The following is a 20,281-nucleotide window of genomic DNA, read 5'->3' on the forward strand; positions in this document are numbered from 1 at the left end:
TTTAAAAAATATATGCATACTCAAATATACTGATTTTTAACACTTTAAAACATAAAACACGTTTTAAAAAAATGAATATTGATAAACTGCTGATAGAGCATAGTAATTTAATCCGTTGTTGGTATAAGCTCCAATATGATATTGTAATCTAACAGACTGACCTTTTGCAATTGGAGTTGAGAATGTACCTCCAACACGCCAGTTATCAATTTGACTGTCTTCGGCAACGCCATCAATAATTGTTTTTCCTCCAAAAAACCAAGTCGTATTAAAACCAAGCCACATTTGATTTTTAAAATAATAACTAGCATGAGCTTGTAAACTATAAGTAGATTTCTGCTCCATTTTTTTACCCATGAAATCATTATTATCAGTATAAAACCAAACTCCAGCGTATGCTTCGGCATAAACATGAGTAAATCGTTTTGAGACTCCAATTTCTGGTTTAAACCCCCAACGGTTTGTACCTATATTAACTTGTTTATCATCGTAATATTTTCCTGTTGGGATAGAAGCTACTAAACTCACTCCTAGAATAGTTTTCTGCTGAAAAGCTCTAAATTCAGACTTATCTAATGCGGGAGAACCGAGAAGATTGATCCCGAATCTTATCTTCGTATCTGCAAAACCGGTTCTGGAACCAGTCAAAACATCTCCACTTGTTCGCGTTACTTCTCCATCCATAAAAGAATAAGGAACTGCCACTTGAATACGCGCTAGTTTATTGTAAACACCAAAAGTTCTAACGTAATTTACAGCCAGATTATGGCTTCGAAGCGTAAAATCTGCAATTGGCAACGAAGGATCTGTAAGCACATTTCCATTCATAAAAACATACCCAGCGGCAATTACATTCAATTTTTTTGGAACATTCGCATAAGCTCGAGGTTCCAAATCCTGACCATAAAGAGTCAACGTACCAAAAGAGAAAAATAAAATCAAACACTTAAATAACAAAAAAAACTTTCCTACCATATATTCAAGTGAATTTGTGACAAGTTTAGCAATGAATTATTCTACATTTTTCTCCGTTGTTTTAGGAGGATTTATTATTCCATCGTAACTAATTGGGGCTCTATTATTGCTAGTAACAGACAATGTTGCTGTACCGTTGTAAAATATTCTAAACATTAAATCATAAACATCATTTTGCCCCCTAACAGTTGCTTTGACATTGATGTTTTTCGATTTATTCTCAATTTTAACGTTCTCTGGCTTCCCTTCAAATTTTATTCCGCCATCAGTGCTATATCCTATATTGTAACCGCGCCCAAAAAAAGGAAGATCACAAGTTGTATGATCTGCATTAAAATTTAAAAAATAAGTATTGTAATCCAGCTGAATTAATCTTCCACCTTGCGGAGTCACTTTTTGAGCTTCAAAAATAAAATTTTGAGAAGCTATAAGTGCTTTAATTTCATTCTGTTTCTGTAATTCTCTTTCTGCTTTAAGTTCTTTTTTAGATTTTTCCTGTGCCAAAGCTGAAAAACTAAAAACACTCAAAAAAATCAACAAAACTGATATTGTAGTTTTCATACTATCATTTTTTAGTAAAACGCATCATTGCAATATCTCCTGAAATAAAATTCAATGTTTTTCCATCATCTGTAATATCATAAGATGTAATTTTCTGCAGCGTACTCATGTAAGTCTGTTCGCCCTGACCATCTAAACACATCATTTTAGTTACCGCCATGGGTTGTGTAAAATCGATTTTGTTTCCTGCCATATTCAGTTTTCCTGTATACGAATTACAGCTATTGTTTCCAGAGACTTGTTTTTCTTTAGTATTAAAAACAATCGTAGGCTTTTTATTTGGATATAATCCATCAAAAGTAATTCGCGGACCAGTGATATAATTCAACTCCCAAGTTCCATCAAGTTTTGAAACAGAATCTGTTTTTTTACACTTAAAAACACTACAAGAAATTAAAAGCAAACTAAAAAAAATGAGGGCAAAAATCTTTTTCATCATAACATTAAGGATTAAATGTGAGCGAATTAGATAAAAATGGTTTTAGAAAGTATTCGTTAAAAACCTCTACGAATTTAAACAATATTTTCCGTCTTTAACTCAATCAGCATTAAATTATAACGTATAGTTTGACTTTTTTTTAACTTTTAGAGTTAATCAATTCCATTATTTTATGTTAAATTTACTTAATCTTTAATTAAAAATGCCCGTAGATATGAAAAAACTAATCGTTTCTTTCGCTATAATTACAGCCTTAATTGTTGGCTGTAAAACAAATAACAAATCAAATGATGCTAAAACTTTGACTGTAGCATTAGAACCAAAAAGCAATAGTAAAGTAGCTGGAACTGCCACTTTTGTCGAGAAAAATGGAAAAGTTACTTTTACTGCAAAAATTACTGGTTTAGAACCTGGAGTTCACGCAATCCACATTCATGAAAAAGCAGATTGCAGTTCTGCAGACGGAAGTTCAGCTGGAGGACACTGGAATCCAACATTCAAAAAACATGGAAAATGGGGAGTTGGCGAATATCACAAAGGAGATATCGGAAACTTTACTGCTGATGCAAAAGGTAATGGATCGATCACTCTAACTACTGATGAATGGTGTATTGGATGTGGAGACACTAACAGAGATGTTCTAGGAAAAGGCTTAATTGTACATGCTGGAACAGATGACTTTACAACTCAGCCAACAGGAAATGCAGGAGGAAGAGTTGCTTGCGCAGGAATCATCAAATAAGAAAAATCATAATAACCACTATTTTTTAACAAAATCTAGTGGTTATTTCATTTAAAATGAATTCTAAAAGAAGAAAAAGATATAGCTTTGCATCAGCAAAATTAAATCAATGATTAACCCATCAGCACCAGGCTGGATCGATAAGTTTTTTAGTGAACAAAAGTTTTCAGAAGCAATTCCTTTTGAAACTGTAGATTCGTTTTACTATAAAGTAAGAGAAACGGGATTTATCTATGGTCATATTATTGCTATAGATTCTCAAATGCCGATTCCGATAAAAGGCTGGTTTAAAACCGAAATTTCGAAAGTAGCTTTACTAAATACTTTATATCATGTTTTTTGTTTAGAGAAAAGAAATTCGGAACCTAAAAATTTTATTTCAGAAGTTTTAAAGTTTTACAAACAAATGAATCCAGAAGGGTTTAATTTGTTTAAAATTTTATTGCCTAAAGATACGCCTGCCCTTTCTCTGGAAAACATTATAGACCAAAGAGTTCAAACCAATGACAGTATAATTAGTAAAAACTTTTCGCATTTAGTAACTAATGCATTGCTATTTATTGATGTTTTAGCTTTCAGACAATATTTAGAGCATGGTGAAATTCCAGAAAAATACCTGAAAAGAATTGAAGAAACTGTTTTAGGAATTGTGGGTTTAGCTTTAAAAACCAAAACTTCAAAATCGCAGCACGACGATTTATTAATCAAGCTTTTTGAAGCTTCTATTCGATATTCTAAATTTTCAAAAGTAACGGTTGATACTTTAGAAACTTTAAATCTTGAATATTTTAAAAACAAACTAGAACAATATTACTTAATCGACATGGCAGGAATGGCGCTGTGGAGTGACGGAATTGTTGAAAATGAAGAATCGTATTTCTTATATGCATTGGGTTCAACAATGGGAGTTGGTGATGATTTTGTAACCAAAAGCATGGATACAACCAATACTTTTATTACAACCCATAAAAAGAAAATTCCTTATTTTAATTATTCTAATCCTGTTAAACATTTTTATGATCAAATGACTCATAGTGTTGTCAAATTAATCATAAGAAATAAAAACAGATTGATTAAAGAAATTGTTCAAAGCAAAGAATTGATGGTTCTCCTTGCCTACTCTACAACAAGAGATTTGGATGCAAAGGAAAAGAAAAAAGTAAAAAAACAGCTTTTGGACATTTGCAAAACCATTCCGTCGCTGACCATATTTTTACTTCCAGGAGGAAGTTTATTACTGCCGATATTAATTAAGTTTATTCCAACCATGCTTCCATCAGCATTTAATGAGAATTTAGACGAAAACGAATAAAAAAAATCGCCCTTTTTTTTACTGGGCGATTTTTATTTCTAACTATTAAAGATCTAATTGGTAAACTTCGTCTAATTCATCATTCGAAGCAATGTTTACATCTAAGTCAGTTACAAAACCTGAATTTAATCCGTAAACCCATCCATGCAGCATTAAATCTTGGCCATTTTTCCAAGCATTTTGCACAATAGATGTTTTTGCTAAGTTGTAAACTTGTTCTTTAGTATTGATTTCTACAAAAGCATTAAAACGCTCTTCTTCGTTCTCAATAGAGTTTAAATATTTATCATGAAGACGGTATTCATCTTTAATATGACGTAACCAGTTGTCTATAATTCCAACAGATTGATGCCCCATTGCTGCCTTTACACCTCCGCAACCGTAGTGCCCACATACAATGATATGTTTTATTTTCAAAACATTTACTGCATAATCAAGAACACTTAACATATTCATATCAGAGTGAACAACCATATTAGCGATGTTTCTGTGTACAAAAACTTCACCTGGTTTTGCACCAACAATTTCGTTTGCAGGAACACGGCTATCAGAACATCCAATCCATAATAGTGGCGGCTGTTGTCCTTTTGCCAAATCAGCAAAATAATTAGGGTCTTTTGCTAATGAAGTTTCAACCCACTTTTTATTATTTTCTAATAACTGCTCATAAAATTTTCTCATTTTTTTATTTTTTGTGTGGTAATTTCTAATTCTAGGAATGTCTCAAAAAAGAACTTAAATGTAAAGTTACCTAAAATTTGACATTTCTACGGCCTTAAAAATACCTAAATTTAATTATTCTTATCTAACAACCTCTTTTTTAACCAGTTCTCTTTTTGCCACATCATAATAATGTTCGATTGTAACATGATTATGGTTTTCTGGCGTATTTTCTAGTTCGTAAGCTTCTTTAAAGCCTTTAAGCTTTACTTTTATGTTCTCATCAATTGCTCTGGTTTCTTTAAACTCGCGAATCAAATCCAATACATCATGCGAAATATATTCTGTATCGTGCGCATTGATTATAACTTTAGAGTTTTCTGGAATTTCAGCCAATGTTTGTTTGATTGCCGCTTTATTCAAGAACGAAACTTCCTGAGCTAAATCAATATGAATGATATCGCCATCTTCATATTCTTCTTTCTTGAAAACATAAGCTCTTTTTAAGTTTCCTCGCAAAACGAAAATAATACTAATAACGATTCCCAACGCAACACCTTTTAGCAAATCTGTCGCAACGACAAAGACCAAAGTTGCAATAAAAGGGACAAACTGGTATTTACCCTTTTTCCAGAAATGCATAAAGGCTGCTGGTTTTGCTAATTTATATCCTACCAAAATCAAAACAGTCGCCAATGTTGCTAATGGAATTTTGTTTAAAATTACTGGTATAGACAATACACTTAATAATAAAAGTACGCCATGAATAATGGCCGACATTTTAGATTTTGCTCCTGCATTATTATTCGCAGAAGATCTTACTACTACAGAAGTCATTGGCAAACCTCCTAAAAGAGAACTCACAATATTACCAATACCTTGAGCTCTAAGCTCAACATTAGTATTTGTGTAACGTTTTTGCACATCCATTCTATCAGTAGCTTCTATACATAAAAGCGTTTCAATAGAAGCGACAATGGCAATTGTAATAGCAACTACCCAAACCTGCGGATTTGTAACAGCAGTAAAATCTGGGGTAATTATAATTGATTTAAAATCATCAAAAGATTTTGGAACTGGCAAAGAAACCAAATGTTCTTTTGCAATTGCCAAAGTGCTTCCTGCAGATACAAATATTTCATTCAAAACTACTCCTGCAATTACGGCAACCAAAGCACCTGGAACCAGTTTTATTCTTTTTAAGAAAGGAACTTTATCCCACGCTAATAAAATTACCAATGAAACTGCGGAAACTACCACAGCTCCTAAGTGAATATGATTTAAAACATCAAATAGAAATGAAAATGAATTGCTTCCATCATTTTGAATAAAAGCCTGATCTCCTTCAAAATCTGCGTCATAACCAAAAGCGTGAGGTATTTGTTTTAAAATGATAATAATTCCAATACCCGCTAACATTCCCTCAATTACGTTTGTTGGAAAATAATTCGAAATACTTCCGGCTTTTAAAAATCCTAATGCCAATTGAATTAATCCAGCAATAAAAACAGACATTAAAAATACATCGAAAGCTCCTAAATCGGTAATTGCGGTTAAAATGATAGCTGTTAACCCAGCAGCTGGACCTGATACACTAATATGCGACTGGCTTAAATATCCTACAATGATACCACCCACAACACCAGCAATAATTCCAGAAAATAATGGTGCTCCAGAAGCCATTGCGATACCTAAACACAACGGAAGAGCCACCAAGAAAACCACTAAACCTGAAGCAAAATCAGATTTAAGGTTGGCAAAAAGATTGATTTTTTTTGTCATAATATAATACTAAAAAAAATTATTCATTAAAGATTTACCACATCTCGATAGAAATGTGGCTAAAGTTCAAAATAATCGGAAGTATTATGCTACGTTAGGTGGTGGAGCAAATATGCTCGGAGAAATATTGTCTAGCATGACAATATTTTCAGAAATAATAGTTTTTTTCTCGATGCAAACCGGGATTAAAACTTCATGTTCTAGAATAGTTGGATGAACTACATTTTTAAGTTCTTTATGTACTTCTTCTTCAGTAATACTAAAAGATATAGCCGCACTGTTCCCTTTCTTTAACGCCTGAACAATTGTTGGGGTCGATAAGAAGGCAATAAATATGAATAATAATATGCGGGCTACAAATTTCATCAAAGCAAAAATAGCGTTAAACAAATAAAATCAAAGAGATTTTTATAGAAATTTAACATAAACAAAAAAGCAGAATGCAATTTTTATTACATTCTGCTTTTAATTATTTAAAAAACAATTATTTACAAAGTTTCTTCTAACCAAGCATTCATCATCCAAATTGTTTTTTCTTGCTCTGCAATGAAGTCGCTCATCATAGAATTGGTTCCTTCATCATTAATTTCGTCAGATTTGTTCAAGATTTCTCTTTCAATTTTTAACAAATCTGATAAAGAGTGAACAATCAATTGAACTGCTTTTTCATCGTTAGAAATGTTTTTTCCAACCGTCAATTTATTGTTTTTAATATAATCTTCAAAAGTATGCAAAGGCGTTCCTCCTATTGTTAGTACTCTTTCTGCGATCATATCTATTTTTAATTGTGCATCTGTATATAATTCTTCAAATTTTACATGTAAATCAAAGAAGCGCTTTCCGCGAATATTCCAGTGAATTCCTCTCAAGTTTTGATAATACACTTGAAAATTTGACAATAAAACGTTCAGTTCTTTTACTAACAATTCTGATTCTTTTACAGGTAATCCTAAAATATTTGTCTTCATAATTTAATTTTTTACACTAATTTACTACAAATTTAGAGTAACTTTACTAAAATAAACATAAATAAAAATTATATTTTCTTATTTTTGCATCACAAATTACTATCAACATGACTATAACTCAATTGCAATATGTGTTAGCGGTTGCTGAGCATAAAAACTTCACTCTTGCTGCTGAAAAATGCTTCGTAACACAGCCAACTTTAAGTATGCAAATACAAAAAATTGAAGAAGAACTTAATATTTTAATTTTCGACAGAAGCAAAAAACCGATTCAGCTTACTGATATAGGACAGAAAATTGTAAGTCAGGCAAAAAACATCGTAAACGAGGCTGATCGTATAAAAGATATTGTAGAACAGCAAAAAGGTTTTATTGGCGGAGAATTTCGTTTAGGAATTATTCCAACGATTATGCCTACGCTTCTGCCAATGTTCTTGAATAATTTCATTAAAAAATATCCAAAAGTAAAACTCTTAATTGAAGAGCTTAATACGGAGGAAATAATTTTGAAACTTAAAAACGGACATCTAGATGCTGCAATTGCCGCAACTCCGCTTGAAGACGAAAAAATCAAAGAAATCGTATTGTATTTCGAGCCATTTGTAGCCTACATTCCTGAGCATCATGCTAGTTTCCAGAAAGAAGAAATTGAAGTAGCCGACTTAAACTTGAATGAAATTCTGCTTTTACAAGACGGCCACTGCTTTAGAGACGGTATTTTGAATTTGTGCAAAAATGTCTCAGACGCCGACCAGACTAATTTCCAGATTCAAAGCGGAAGTTTTGAAACTTTAATTAAATTGGCAGACGAAGGCCTTGGCACAACGTTACTTCCGTACTTGCACACCCTAGACTTAAAAGAATCCGACAAACTGAAACTTCGTAATTTTAAGGAACCAAAACCAGCTCGAGAGGTAAGTTTGATTTACCCAAAGAGCGAATTAAAGATGCAAATCATTGATGCACTCAGATCTACAATTGCAGGCGTTGTAAAAGGCGCAATTGTTTTTCAGAATGTTCAAATCATAAGTCCATTACAAAAGAAAGCATAATAAAAAAGGAGCCAATTTGGCTCCTTTTCTTTTTATACTTTAATTAGTTGTAGACTTTGTTTTAATTCTGGTTTTCCGACAACGAAATTCAGTAACCATTCCTGCAATTGTTCCATTTCGTAAGGTAACAGTGTTTTGATAGCTTTTTCTAACTCTTTGCAGAAAAGTACCGGATCGAAACTAACTCTTTCAAGTATTGATTTCGTGTAATCAAACATCATTTTTGACATAATAAAATAAGATTTTCGGGGGTTATCTATTTTTTTAAACTCGAACCAAATTTAAACAAATAACCAACATAAATATTACTTTTAACTTATTTTTTTAAAAACTTTAGCAACGAATACGTTTTCTTAAAACAAATAAATCAATGTAGAATTATTCTAAATTATTCATTTAAACCCTTTTAAAAGCTCGAAACATTTCTCTTTTCCCTGGAGGTCCTGTTAATTTTTCTACTGTAAATCCGACTTCGATCATACTTCTTTTAACAACTCCTCGAGCTGCGTATGTAACCAAAACGCCGTTTGGTTTTAAACTATTGTACATTTTTTGAAAGATCTCAGTACTCCAAAGCTCCGGCTGCACTCTATATCCGAAGGCGTCAAAGTAAATCAAATCAAAAATTTCAAAATCGTTTATTTCGTGAAAAAATTGTTTCCTTTTGGTTAACGAGAACAGATCGCAAATTTCTGCTTTTTCATTCCATTCGCTTTTATGCATTTTCTCAAAAATGTTCTCAAATTCCAATGCCTCAAGTTCAGCGGCATAATTCATCTCCAAGATTTCATCTGCATCAACTGGATACGCTTCTACTCCAACATAATCTATTTTCTGATTTTTTCTAATAGCTTCCAAATACGTGATAAAAGCATTCAAACCAGTCCCAAAACCTATTTCTAATATACTTATAGGATTATCAAATAATGAAAGTCCGTTTTTAATAAAAACATGCTTCGCTTCCTGAATTGCACCATGTTTAGAATGATAGCATTCGTCCCATTCTGGCAAACGAATTGTAGTTGAGCCATCTAGCGTTTTAATTATTTCCCTTTTCACCTTTTTAAGAATTTAGTAATGGCTTTTTATTGATTTTCAAGCCATTTTAATATTCAAAATTAGTCAAAACAAATGCGTAAAGCCTTAAAAAACGATACTTTTTTCATAAAATCTTTATAAAAATCAATTAAATATTTGAGTTTATTATAGGATAAACAAATCTCAGTCAAAACGAGTAAATAATGAATTTTCGCCAAGCATTTTACAGATTTTTACGTAATTTTGCATTCAATAAATTCCATTTTACACGATATCATCACTTTAGAATTTCTGATAGTGAAAAATATCTCACAAAAAACTTACATAACTATGAGTACAACTCAAACGAGCAAAATTGAAATCATTAAAGCTACTTCTACAAAAATAAACGAAGTAGATTTTGACAACTTAAGTTTTGGTGCTGTATTTACAGACCATTTATTCGAATGCGATTTTAAAAACGGGCAATGGCAAAATCCTGTCATTAAGCCTTATGCTCCTATTTTGATGGATCCATCTTCAAAAGTCTTCCACTACGGACAAGCTATTTTTGAAGGAATGAAAGCTTATAAAGACGAAAATAATGACATTTGGTTGTTTAGACCAGATGAAAATTACAAACGTTTCAATAATTCTGCTGTTCGTATGGCAATGCCAGAAATTCCAGAATCTATTTTTATGGATGGTTTAAATGAATTATTGAAAATTGATCAAGAATGGATTCAGAGAGGAAACGGAGCTAGTATGTACATTCGTCCTTTTATGATTGCTACAGGTCCTGGAGTTATCGCAAATCCTTCTGATGAATATAAATTTATGATTTTACTTTCTCCTGCAAAAGCTTATTACGGAGGTGAAGTAAAAGTTATCATTGCTGAGCATTTCAGTAGAGCGGCAAACGGTGGAATCGGAGCTGCAAAAGCTGCTGGAAACTACGCTGCTCAATTTTACCCAACTAACTTGGCAAACAAAGATGGTTTCCAACAAGTTATCTGGACTGATGATGCAACGCATACAAAACTAGAAGAAGCTGGAACAATGAACGTTTTCTTCAGAATCAACGATACTTTATTGACAGCTCCAACAAGCGAAAGAATTTTAGATGGTGTTACTAGAAAAAGTTTGATCGCAATGGCTGAAAAAGAAGGATTAAAAGTAGAAGTTCGCCCAGTAATTGTTTCTGAATTGGTAGAAGCTGCTAAAAACGGATCTTTGAAAGAAATCTTCGGAGCTGGAACTGCTGCAGTAATTAGCGTTATCAAAGGATTCTCTTACAAAGATGAATATTTTGAAATGGCTCCAATCGAGAATTCTTATGCTTCTTTCTTAAAAGAAAAATTAACAAGTCTTCAAAACAAACTTTCTGAAGATACTTTTGGTTGGACAGTTAAAGTTCAATAATCCAAAACCATATTAAAAAAGAAACCCGATAAATTTAGTTTTATCGGGTTTTTTATTTGTAATATAATTATCAGATTTGCAGTATGAGAAATTTAAAATATAGCTTAGAATATTTCTGCTCTCCTATATGGATTGAAGAAGATAATGAAAATCCAATCTACGAAAATATTGAGATTGACATTCTTGAAATTGATTCTTATTTAAAAGACGAAATAAATACATTGAATAATATTTATCAATCAAAATATAACGACAATTATCCCCCAGAGCCTTCCTCATTTTCAATAGCCGAAGAGATAATTTTCATTAGCAGGGTAATTACATCTTCAAAAATATTAATTGAACTTTTAAAAAATCAATATAACGTTATTTTTGACACTATTTATTGGCAACAAAAATTAACGCAATTGATAAAAGAATTAGAAAACTCTTAAATTCAATTTCAAATTTTATCTTTTACAAGAGCTTCGAAAAATCTGGTTTAAAGTAATTTGGACCTTTCATTACTTTTCCATCTTCACGGTAAATTGGCTGACCATCTTCTCCTAATTTACTCATATTACTGCGTTGGATTTCATCAAAAACGGCTTCAATCTTATCTTGAAGTCCATGCTCTATAATTGTTCCGCACAAAATATACATCATATCTCCAAGTGCATCTGCAATTTCAACTAAATCATTATTTTGAACCGCTTCGTAATATTCTTCATTTTCTTCCTTCATTAAATTGTAACGAAGTAATTTTTTCTCTGCTCCCACATCGGCAATTGGAGTTGCGCTGTGGCCAATTTTAAAAGCAGTGTGAAATTCGGTTACGGCGTCAAGTTGTTTTTTCATATAGTAGTTTTCTTTTTTTTGCTAATTTAAGTCACTTTCTTATAAATCTGAAATTTATTGAATGAAATGAAAAGGCAATTTAGCAGCAAATCGTTTACAAATCTTTAAATTTGCCAAAATTTTTTATAACTATGTTTAGTCAAGGTCAAATACAATTTGGAATATGTTTTTTTATCGTTTTTGTAATCATTATGATATTTGCTTATCGAAAAGATTTAAAATTACACAAAGTCTTTTATAAAGGAAATTACAAAGTACTCCTTGCCTTTCTGCTTTTCATTGTCCTTTTGTTCGTAATTAAAATCTTTCTAAAAAGATAAATTATTCCGGTCACAATAAAATAAAACCTAATAATTCTGGGTTATTAGTAAGACTCATAATAAAATTTATAACTTTACCGAAACCAATTAATCTGCCATGAAAATTCTAAAGTATTTATTTCTTTTTGCACTTTTAAGCTTTGTTGCTCTTACTGTTTTTGTTGCTACTCAGAAAGGAGATTTTTCTGTAGAAAGAAGTAAAGTTATCAATTCGCCTCGTGCAACTGTTTATAACTACCTGAACGACTTTAGAAATTACGAAGATTTTGAATCATGGTCGGTTGAAGATCCAACTATTAAAATGACCTACGCTAATAAAACTAGCGGAAATGGAGCTACATTTTATTGGGATGGTACAGACGGAAAAGGAAATTCTATCATCCTTAAAACAAAAGAAGGCGAAAGCATCGACCAGAAAATGCAGTTTGATGGTACAGAAGCTGATATAAATTGGACTCTAAAAGATACTTTGAACGGAAAAACAAAAGTTACTTGGAAAGGAAAAGGAACGATGAGTTTTCTATTTAAAATATACACCGCGCTTCATGGCGGTTCTGACCGAGTTATTGGAACTATCTATGAAAAAAGCTTAGCCAATATTGACAAAAACTTAGATTACGAAACCAAAACTTTTGCTTTTACTGTAGACGGAGTGGTAAAGAAAACAGAAACTCCTTATATCAAACAGACTTTTACTAGCGAAATTGCCAAGGTGAGCAAAAATGCCAGAATTGTAATTCCGAAGCTTATTCATTTTAGTGAAACAAATGGATTGTCTGCAGTAGGAAAACCTTTTATCATTTATCATACTTACGACACTAAAACTGGCTTAGCAAAAATTTCGATCTGTCTTCCTATAAATAAAGAAATTTCAACAAGTTCAGGAAGTGATATTTTAGCAGGAAAATTAAATGGTTTTGATGCTGTAAAAACAACCCTTAATGGAGATTATTCTCACAGAAATGAAGCTATTGCAAAAACAACAGCTTATATCAACAATCAAAAGATTATTCCGGATTTAAGCTGGTCGCATCTTGAAATTTTGACTCTAAGCAAATTGGATGTAAAAGCTTCATCTAAATTGGTGACTGAAATTTATTTCCCAATAAAACCAAAAGTAGTTCCTGCTGCTGCTGTTACCGATCCTGTTTATGCTCCAGAAAATACTGGCGAAACAACAAGTGAACCACGTACTGAACAGCCGCGTACAGAACCTGTAAAACGCAAGCCAGCTGCACCAGCTCCTGCTCCAACGCAAACACCTGCACAAGAAGAAGACTCAGAGTTTTAAATAATTTTCAAAGGTTCATTAAACCTTTTGCATTAAATTCTGTCTAACTTCTATTAAAAAAGTTTACAAAACAAAAAGTTTGATAGACGAGAAAGAATTTATAAAACAACTATTAACCCCTGAAACGCAAAATGTTGCGTTTCAAAAACTCTTGTCTGATTATCAGCGCCCATTGTATTCTCATATTCGAAACATTGTTTTGAATCATGATGATGCTGATGATGTATTACAGAACACTTTTGTAAAAGTCTTTCAAAATCTTAAAAACTTTAAAGGAGAAAGTAAACTTTTTTCCTGGATGTATCGTATTGCTACCAACGAAGCTTTGACTTTTTTATCGCAAAAAGCAAAATTGAGAGGTATTACGTCTGAAGATCTGCAAAATAAAACGATTGATAATTTAAAAGCCGATCTTTATTTTGACGGAGATGAAATTCAAATCAAACTTCAAAAAGCAATTGTAACGCTTCCAGAGAAACAGCAATTAGTTTTCAAAATGAAATATTTTGAAGAATTGAAATATGAAGAAATTGCAGATATTTTAGGAACATCTGTTGGTGCTCTTAAAGCATCTTATCATCACGCAGTAAAAAAAATCGAATTATATGTTACATCAAATTAAACCTTTTGTAACTAAAACTGTCTTATAAGTATTATGAAAACATTTAAATTAGAAAACGAACCCAAAATAAAATCTGGATTTAAAACTCCAGAAAACTATTTTGATAATTTTTCAGATAAGGTTTTACAGCAATTAAACGAAAAAGAGGTTAAGGTAATTCCTTTTTACAAACGTAAAAAAACACTTTGGACAACTGCCGCTGCCATAATTGGCTTTGCATTGTTAATTCCTGTCATAAATAATTACAGAACAAATTCAACAGATCTTGACGAGGCTACTTTAGAAAATTATTTGTCCTATCATTCGAATATAAGCCAATACGATTTAATTCAAAAATTAGATGACAGCGATATCGAAAAATTAGGCAACGACGTTACTTTGGAAGATGAAACGTTAGAAGACATCTTGGCAACAAGTCCAAACCTAGAACACTTAATTTCAGAACAAAATTAAATCAAACTTAACTCAACAACTTAGCTTAACAATGAAAATAAAAAACATTTTACCGCTATTGCTATTTCTGACAAGTTTTTCAATTTTTGCACAAAATGGAAAAATTGATGAAAAGCGAGAAAAAATTAAAGCTTTTAAAGTGTCATTTTTAACGACAGAGTTAGAATTGACTTCAACTGAAGCCGAAAAATTCTGGCCTATTTATAATGCTTACGATGATAAGCAATATGAATTGAAGTATTTAAAAATGAAAACCTATCTGAGACAGCTAAAAGATGACAGTCTTAAAAATCTTTCGGATAAAGAAGCTGCTACATTATTATCTCAAATCGAAAGTACTGATAAAGAAATATACCAGCTTCGCGAAAAATACATGAACAGTCTTAAGAAAGTACTTCCTGCAAAGAAAATATTATTGCTTAAAAAATCTGAAGACGACTTTAATCGAAAATTACTGCAGCAATACCGCGACAAAGCTAATAAAGATTAAGATTAACGAAACAACAGCGATAAGAACCCTATATAATAATACTTACTTTATTATTTAGGGTTCTTATTTTTTATTTAAAATTCAGCCGAACTACTTTATTATGTCCTGCTGCAATTGCAGTATTTCTATTTACAAAACGAATCGTAAAAAATTTGGTGTCTGTAGAAAGCTGCATCCAGTTTTCACCTCCATTTTGAGAATATTGTATTCCTTCTGAACCTACGCAAACAATTTCTCTTCCATTCCCACCAGGAACATATTGTATGCAAGAGGCATAACCAAATCCCATATTCTGACCAATTAATTCCCAAGTTTTACCGCCATCTTTTGTAAAAGCTTTATTATTAGCTTTATTATTGGGAAGATCGTAATCTCCTCCTGCAATAAAACCTTGTTTAGAATCGTAAAAATCGGCAGTAAAAATTCCTGTCATTTGTTTTCCCTGTACGATAGGAGTTTCTACAACTTTCCATGTTTTTGCCTTATCTGAAGAATAAAAAACACGTGCTTTTTTACCGCCTGATACTAGCCATGTATCATTTCCTTTTATAACTATATTAGTGTTACTGGCCGCAAAAGCAGCTTCACCAGTACTATTTGTTGGCAATTTATCAGACAATAATTTTGTCCAAGTTTCTCCTCCGTCTCGTGTAACAATAATCGAAAAAGTATCCTCTGTTGGATCTCCAATAGCAATTCCTTCCTTATCGTTCCAAAACTGCATGCTATCGTAAAAAACTTTCGGATTAATTTCTTTGTAAACCAATTTAACTTTACGGTCTTTTTTAGAAACAGAATAAAGAAGCGCTGGATTTGCCACACTTAGCAAAAAAATATCTTTCGAAGTTTGTGCTATACTTCTAAATTCTAATTTAAGCGTATCACGGTAAATATGTTCTTCAAATTTTTCTTTTTTGTCCAAATCATAATAACCAAAACGAGAATTATCTGCCCCGTACCAAACTTTATTTTTATCAATTAAAATTGCTCTAATACTAATTCTGTCTTTGAATAAGGTGTCTACGGTCATTGATGTAAATCCATTATTGTAAACAGCATCAGTTTTATAATTAAATGTTCTAAAAGACATCAATAAAATAAAAATAACACAAAATAAAGCGAGTTTTTTCATAGGAAACTTAAAATTTGGTTAACGCTAAAATACGATTATTTATAAAATATCAAAATCATTATCTAGTCTTTTTCTGGCACAGTAATTGTTTTCTTACTAAATAAAAATTAACAAGTAAAATATGATAAATATATTGTTTACAGGAATATTTATACTATTAGTAAATGCTCTCAATGCTCAAAGAGTAAACGTATATCCAAAGAACTCTTATGTAAAAGAAAACTTAGATTTAAATGCTGTGGCTTTAATATTTCAAGAATCTGTAGATCTTGCAGACTTTGAACAGAAATTAAATTATCCTTCGGATCGGATTTCTAACCTAGATTTAAACAACGATGGTAAGGTCGATTATTTGCGTGTAACTGAAAAAATTGAAAATAATATTAAACTCATAATAATTCAGTCAGAAATACAATCAAATATATATGAAGATGTAGCAACCATTAATATTGTAATTAAACCCAAAAGCGCTAATTACAGCACAGATTCAGGAATTCGGCCAAAAGATATCATTATTCCATTTGTGTTTACCTTTTTGGATATTCTTTTATCAAGGCATCGTTAAAATCAATTACTTATAAATCAACAAATTAATCACAAATAAAAGAAGCATAAATTTTGTGGCACAGTAATTGAATATCTCAGAATATTAATCTTCAATATGATTTTATCATGAAAGCGAAAATACTTTTACTAGCCCTATTTGCATTAGGAATTAGTTCTTGCCAAGCCCAAGCTGGAGCTACAGTTTATGCAAAAAACTCAGATATAAGCGATAACTTAGATTTAAGAGCTGTTGCTTCAATTTTTGGAGAATCAGCTAACCTTCAAGATTTTGAAAGACGTTTAAATGATCCAAAATATCAAATATCAAACCTTGATCTAAATGGTGATGATGAAGTTGATTACTTACGTGTAATTGAAAGTGTTGAAAACAGAACACACGTTGTTATTATCCAAGCGGTTTTGGACCGTGATGTATATCAAGACATTGCAACCATTGATGTAGAAAGAGACAATTACAATAAAGTAAGCGTCCAGGTCGTAGGAAATACTTATTTGTACGGAGCAAATTATATTTATGAGCCAGTTTATAGTGTAGCCCCTGTTATTTATACTTCATTCTGGGTTACAAATTATGTGCCTTATTGCTCAACTTGGTACTGGGGCTATTACCCAACATATTATAGAGCTTGGGCGCCATATCCAGTGTATAGATATAGAAATAATATCAATGTTTGTATTAACGTTAATAATCATTACAACTATGTTAATGTGAGAAGAAGCTACAGAGCTCCTGCTATCTATGAAACAAGACGTACTTATGGTTATGAAAGAATGCGTCCTAACTATAGTTTCGCTGAAAGACATACTAATACATCAAATAGATATGAATTAGACCAAAAACGTGTAGCTAGCAGAGAAACAAATAGAAACACTTATAACACAAACAGAAATTACACAGGTAGAACTACATCTAACAACGGAATTTCTAATAGAACTTATGCAGACAACAGAAACACAACAAATAGACCTTCTGTAGAAAGAACTAGCAATGGCAACAGTAACAGAGGTTACAGTTCTACTGGTAGAAGCACTGAAAATGTAAACACTGAGAGAAATGCAAATCGTGGTTATTCTAGTAATACCAATAATACTCCAAGAGTTGAAAGCACTCCTAGAGTACAAAACACACAAAGAGTAGATTACGGAAATAATAATTCTTCTAATACGTCAAGAGGTTACTCTAATCGTGAAGCATCAGCTCCAAGAGCAGAAAGAAGTTCAAGAAGTTATTCTGAAAATCAATCTAGCAACAGTAACTCAAACAGAGAGTATTCTGCTAGACCACAACAAGCTCAGCAACGTAGTGAATCTCCAAGAGTAAGCCAAGAATCTAGAGGCGGACAAAGCCAAAGAGAAAATAGTTCAAGTTCTCGAGGAAATGGCAGAAGAGGTTAATTTTAGAAATAAATAACATTAAAAAAGGAAAGCACAATTTTACGATTGTGCTTTTTTTTATCTTTTTAATTATAATTGCTGCTAATTTGTTTTAAAACAGTAAATTTGCAACCGTCTTTTTATAAAATTATACATGAGCGCATCGCATAAAAACTTACATAGTAAGTTGTCTATTGGGGGTTTATTGATTACTTTAGGGATTATTTATGGAGATATTGGTACTTCTCCATTGTATGTAATGAAAGCTATTTTAGGCGAACATACTATTAATGCTGATATTGTTTTAGGCGGTATTTCTTGTGTGTTCTGGACGTTAACATTACAAACTACAATTAAATATGTACTTATCACTTTAAGTGCAGACAACCACGGTGAAGGAGGTATTTTTGCATTATACGCATTAGTCAAGAAAACAAAAATTCAATGGCTTATAGTACCCGCTATTATTGGAGGTAGCGCCTTGCTCGCTGACGGAATCATCACGCCTCCCATTTCGATTTCATCTGCTGTAGAAGGAATTAGAGCATTCTATCCAACAATGCAGACACAAACCATTGTTTACATAGTAATTACAATTCTATTCATTCTATTCACGATTCAGCAATTCGGAACAAAATTGGTTGGTAAATTCTTTGCTCCAATGATGTTAATTTGGTTTGCTATGCTAGGAACTTTAGGAGCAATTCAGGTAATTAATTATCCTGAGGTAATTAAAGCAATTAATCCTTATTATGCTTATCATTTACTATCGATACATCCTGATGGTTTCTTTGTTCTTGGTTTTGTATTCTTATGTACAACTGGAGCAGAAGCTTTATATTCTGACATGGGTCACTGTGGTCGAAAAAACATCAGAATCAGCTGGATGTTTGTAAAAGCAACATTGGTTTTAAATTACTTCGGACAAGCGGCTTATTTAATTCACCATGAAGGAAGCACTTTACAGCAATTAGGCGGAGAAAATGGAAACCCATTTTACTTAATTATGCCACATTGGTTTTTACCATTCGGGATTGTAGTTGCGACTTTAGCAGCCGTAATTGCTTCTCAAGCCCTTATTTCCGGTTCATTTACTTTGATCAACGAAGCAATGCGTCTGAATTTCTGGCCAAAAGTAAAAATCAAATATCCAACAGAAGTAAAAGGTCAATTATACATTCCGTCAATCAACTGGCTATTGTTTTTTGGCTGTGTTGGAATTGTTTTGCACTTTGAAAAATCAGGAAATATGGAGCACGCATATGGTCTTGCCATCATCTTATGTATGATTATGACAACCATTTTGCTAAACTATTACTTAATCATGAAACGTGTAAAACTATATTTCATGGTTCCGTTAATTACCATTTATTTATTGATTGAGTTCAGTTTCCTTTTTGCTAATATTACGAAATTTGCTGAAGGTGGTTACGTAACCTTAATCATTGCCAGTATGCTAATTTCTGTAATGACAATCTGGTATTTAGCTAAGAAAATCAACAAAAACTACACTAAAGTGGTTAAAGTTGACGATTACAAACAAGTTCTTGTAGAGTTAAGCCAAGATTTATCTATTCCGAAATATGCTACGCATTTGGTTTATATGACAAATGCGAATCGCGTTGACGAACTGGAGGAAAAAATCATTTATTCTATCCTTCAAAAACGTCCAAAAAGAGCTGATATTTATTGGTTTGTTCACGTTAATATTTTGACTGAACCTTACAAAACACAATATAAAGTAACAGAAATTGCAAAAGACGATATTTATAGAATTGATTTCAACTTAGGATTTAGAGAACCTACCAAAATCAATCTGATGTTTAGAGAAGTTATCAAAGACATGGTAAAACGTGGCGAAGTAGATATTACGAGCCGTTATGAATCTTTAAACAAAAACAATATTATTGGAGATTTCAAATTTGTATTATCTGAGAAATTCTTATCAAACGACAACGATTTAAGATGGCATGAAAACATTATCATGAATTCTTATTTCTTTATCAAGAAACTGAGTTTATCTGAAGAAAGAGCTTTTGGTTTAGACAGCAGCTCTGTTAAAATAGAAAAATTCCCAATGGTACTTCACGCGCCAGAAAATATTGGATTAACACGTATTACTTCCAAAGAGTAAAACATAAAAATAATTCAAAAAAAACACTCTAAACAAGAGTGTTTTTTTCTTTTAATGAGAGTCAGAATAAGATTCGGTATTAAAAATTTAACTTTCAATCAATTAATAGTACCTTTGCACTTCAAATAAAT

23 protein-coding genes are annotated in these 20,281 nt (G+C 32.0%); 12 read left to right on the forward strand and 11 right to left on the reverse strand.

Going from position 1 to position 20,281, the window contains the following annotated elements; translation table 11 throughout:
* Positions 1-63 precede the first annotated feature (63 nt).
* The 3 genes from OD917_RS01035 to OD917_RS01045 form a co-directional block, all read right to left on the reverse strand.
* The gene (locus tag OD917_RS01035) at positions 64-942 is read right to left on the reverse strand and encodes a transporter (RefSeq protein WP_263521692.1); all 879 of its coding nucleotides are present in this window, start codon (positions 940-942) and stop codon (positions 64-66) included.
* A 69-nt stretch (positions 943-1,011) separates the two neighbouring features.
* Entirely contained in the window at positions 1,012-1,536 is a 525-nt protein-coding gene (locus OD917_RS01040) for a DUF4251 domain-containing protein (protein ID WP_263521693.1), read from the reverse strand.
* A gap of 4 nt (positions 1,537-1,540) precedes the next feature.
* The gene (locus OD917_RS01045; RefSeq protein WP_263521694.1) at positions 1,541-1,975 is read right to left on the reverse strand and encodes an META domain-containing protein; all 435 of its coding nucleotides are present in this window, start codon (positions 1,973-1,975) and stop codon (positions 1,541-1,543) included.
* Between the two features lie 214 nt (positions 1,976-2,189).
* On the opposite strand from OD917_RS01045, the gene OD917_RS01050 reads away from it, so the two are divergent.
* Positions 2,190-2,717 (forward strand): superoxide dismutase family protein, encoded by a 528-nt coding sequence (locus OD917_RS01050; protein ID WP_263521695.1) that lies wholly within the window; start codon positions 2,190-2,192, stop codon positions 2,715-2,717.
* Positions 2,718-2,826: 109 nt separating this feature from the next.
* On the forward strand, positions 2,827-4,029 hold the full coding sequence (locus OD917_RS01055) for an LETM1-related biofilm-associated protein (RefSeq protein WP_263521696.1): 1,203 nt from the start codon (positions 2,827-2,829) through the stop codon (positions 4,027-4,029).
* A gap of 45 nt (positions 4,030-4,074) precedes the next feature.
* On the opposite strand, the gene can is transcribed toward OD917_RS01055, so the two are convergent.
* The 4 genes from can to OD917_RS01075 all read right to left on the reverse strand — a co-directional run bounded on the left by can (position 4,075) and on the right by OD917_RS01075 (position 7,439).
* Positions 4,075-4,710 (reverse strand): carbonate dehydratase, encoded by a 636-nt coding sequence (can, locus tag OD917_RS01060; protein ID WP_184160776.1) that lies wholly within the window; start codon positions 4,708-4,710, stop codon positions 4,075-4,077.
* Positions 4,711-4,830: 120 nt separating this feature from the next.
* Complete coding sequence (locus tag OD917_RS01065; RefSeq protein WP_263521697.1) at positions 4,831-6,471, reverse strand: SulP family inorganic anion transporter; 1,641 nt, start codon at positions 6,469-6,471, stop codon at positions 4,831-4,833.
* Positions 6,472-6,555: 84 nt separating this feature from the next.
* A complete protein-coding gene (locus tag OD917_RS01070; protein ID WP_263521698.1) occupies positions 6,556-6,837 on the reverse strand; it encodes a hypothetical protein in 282 nt (93 codons plus the stop codon).
* 122 nt (positions 6,838-6,959) lie between these two features.
* Entirely contained in the window at positions 6,960-7,439 is a 480-nt protein-coding gene (locus OD917_RS01075) for a Dps family protein (RefSeq protein WP_095928924.1), read from the reverse strand.
* Between the two features lie 107 nt (positions 7,440-7,546).
* On the opposite strand from OD917_RS01075, the gene OD917_RS01080 reads away from it, so the two are divergent.
* Positions 7,547-8,491, forward strand: coding sequence for a LysR substrate-binding domain-containing protein (locus OD917_RS01080; protein WP_202003428.1), 945 nt, complete (start codon positions 7,547-7,549; stop codon positions 8,489-8,491).
* Between the two features lie 32 nt (positions 8,492-8,523).
* Here OD917_RS01080 and OD917_RS01085 read toward each other — a convergent pair whose 3' ends face one another.
* Together OD917_RS01085 and mnmD are read right to left on the reverse strand one after the other, a co-directional pair.
* Entirely contained in the window at positions 8,524-8,721 is a 198-nt protein-coding gene (locus OD917_RS01085) for a hypothetical protein (RefSeq protein WP_008468486.1), read from the reverse strand.
* 166 nt (positions 8,722-8,887) lie between these two features.
* Positions 8,888-9,550 carry a tRNA (5-methylaminomethyl-2-thiouridine)(34)-methyltransferase MnmD gene (mnmD, locus tag OD917_RS01090; RefSeq protein WP_263521700.1) on the reverse strand — a complete coding sequence of 221 codons (663 nt, stop codon included), beginning with the start codon at positions 9,548-9,550 and terminating at the stop codon, positions 8,888-8,890.
* A gap of 309 nt (positions 9,551-9,859) precedes the next feature.
* Here mnmD and OD917_RS01095 point away from each other — a divergent pair, with 309 nt between their 5' ends.
* Both OD917_RS01095 and OD917_RS01100 read left to right on the forward strand, forming a co-directional pair.
* Positions 9,860-10,930: a branched-chain amino acid aminotransferase gene (locus tag OD917_RS01095; protein ID WP_263521701.1), complete on the forward strand. Its 1,071-nt coding sequence runs from the start codon at positions 9,860-9,862 to the stop codon at positions 10,928-10,930.
* Positions 10,931-11,013: 83 nt separating this feature from the next.
* Positions 11,014-11,364 (forward strand): hypothetical protein, encoded by a 351-nt coding sequence (locus tag OD917_RS01100; RefSeq protein ID WP_263521702.1) that lies wholly within the window; start codon positions 11,014-11,016, stop codon positions 11,362-11,364.
* A 22-nt stretch (positions 11,365-11,386) separates the two neighbouring features.
* Here the strand turns inward: OD917_RS01100 and OD917_RS01105 are convergent, their stop codons facing one another.
* The gene (locus OD917_RS01105) at positions 11,387-11,767 is read right to left on the reverse strand and encodes a nucleoside triphosphate pyrophosphohydrolase family protein (RefSeq protein WP_263521703.1); all 381 of its coding nucleotides are present in this window, start codon (positions 11,765-11,767) and stop codon (positions 11,387-11,389) included.
* A 417-nt stretch (positions 11,768-12,184) separates the two neighbouring features.
* On the opposite strand from OD917_RS01105, the gene OD917_RS01115 reads away from it, so the two are divergent.
* The 4 genes from OD917_RS01115 to OD917_RS01130 all read left to right on the forward strand — a co-directional run bounded on the left by OD917_RS01115 (position 12,185) and on the right by OD917_RS01130 (position 14,943).
* The gene (locus OD917_RS01115; protein WP_263521705.1) at positions 12,185-13,378 is read left to right on the forward strand and encodes an SRPBCC family protein; all 1,194 of its coding nucleotides are present in this window, start codon (positions 12,185-12,187) and stop codon (positions 13,376-13,378) included.
* Between the two features lie 79 nt (positions 13,379-13,457).
* A complete protein-coding gene (locus tag OD917_RS01120; RefSeq protein ID WP_263521706.1) occupies positions 13,458-14,000 on the forward strand; it encodes an RNA polymerase sigma factor in 543 nt (180 codons plus the stop codon).
* 33 nt (positions 14,001-14,033) lie between these two features.
* Positions 14,034-14,453 carry a hypothetical protein gene (locus OD917_RS01125; RefSeq protein WP_263521707.1) on the forward strand — a complete coding sequence of 140 codons (420 nt, stop codon included), beginning with the start codon at positions 14,034-14,036 and terminating at the stop codon, positions 14,451-14,453.
* A 31-nt stretch (positions 14,454-14,484) separates the two neighbouring features.
* Entirely contained in the window at positions 14,485-14,943 is a 459-nt protein-coding gene (locus tag OD917_RS01130) for a sensor of ECF-type sigma factor (protein ID WP_263521708.1), read from the forward strand.
* A gap of 70 nt (positions 14,944-15,013) precedes the next feature.
* Here the strand turns inward: OD917_RS01130 and OD917_RS01135 are convergent, their stop codons facing one another.
* Positions 15,014-16,075 (reverse strand): oxidoreductase, encoded by a 1,062-nt coding sequence (locus OD917_RS01135; RefSeq protein WP_263521709.1) that lies wholly within the window; start codon positions 16,073-16,075, stop codon positions 15,014-15,016.
* A gap of 121 nt (positions 16,076-16,196) precedes the next feature.
* Between OD917_RS01135 and OD917_RS01140 the strand changes: the two genes are divergently transcribed.
* The 3 genes from OD917_RS01140 (at position 16,197) to OD917_RS01150 (ending at position 20,150) form a co-directional block, all read left to right on the forward strand.
* Positions 16,197-16,640: a hypothetical protein gene (locus tag OD917_RS01140; protein ID WP_263521710.1), complete on the forward strand. Its 444-nt coding sequence runs from the start codon at positions 16,197-16,199 to the stop codon at positions 16,638-16,640.
* A 107-nt stretch (positions 16,641-16,747) separates the two neighbouring features.
* Positions 16,748-18,037: a hypothetical protein gene (locus OD917_RS01145; RefSeq protein ID WP_263521711.1), complete on the forward strand. Its 1,290-nt coding sequence runs from the start codon at positions 16,748-16,750 to the stop codon at positions 18,035-18,037.
* A gap of 133 nt (positions 18,038-18,170) precedes the next feature.
* Positions 18,171-20,150, forward strand: a complete 1,980-nt coding sequence (locus tag OD917_RS01150; RefSeq protein WP_263521712.1) for a KUP/HAK/KT family potassium transporter — start codon at positions 18,171-18,173, stop codon at positions 20,148-20,150.
* The last annotated feature ends 131 nt before the right edge of the window (positions 20,151-20,281 follow it).

The sequence above is a fragment of the Flavobacterium sp. SH_e genome (assembly GCF_025717045.1).
GTDB lineage: Bacteria > Bacteroidota > Bacteroidia > Flavobacteriales > Flavobacteriaceae > Flavobacterium.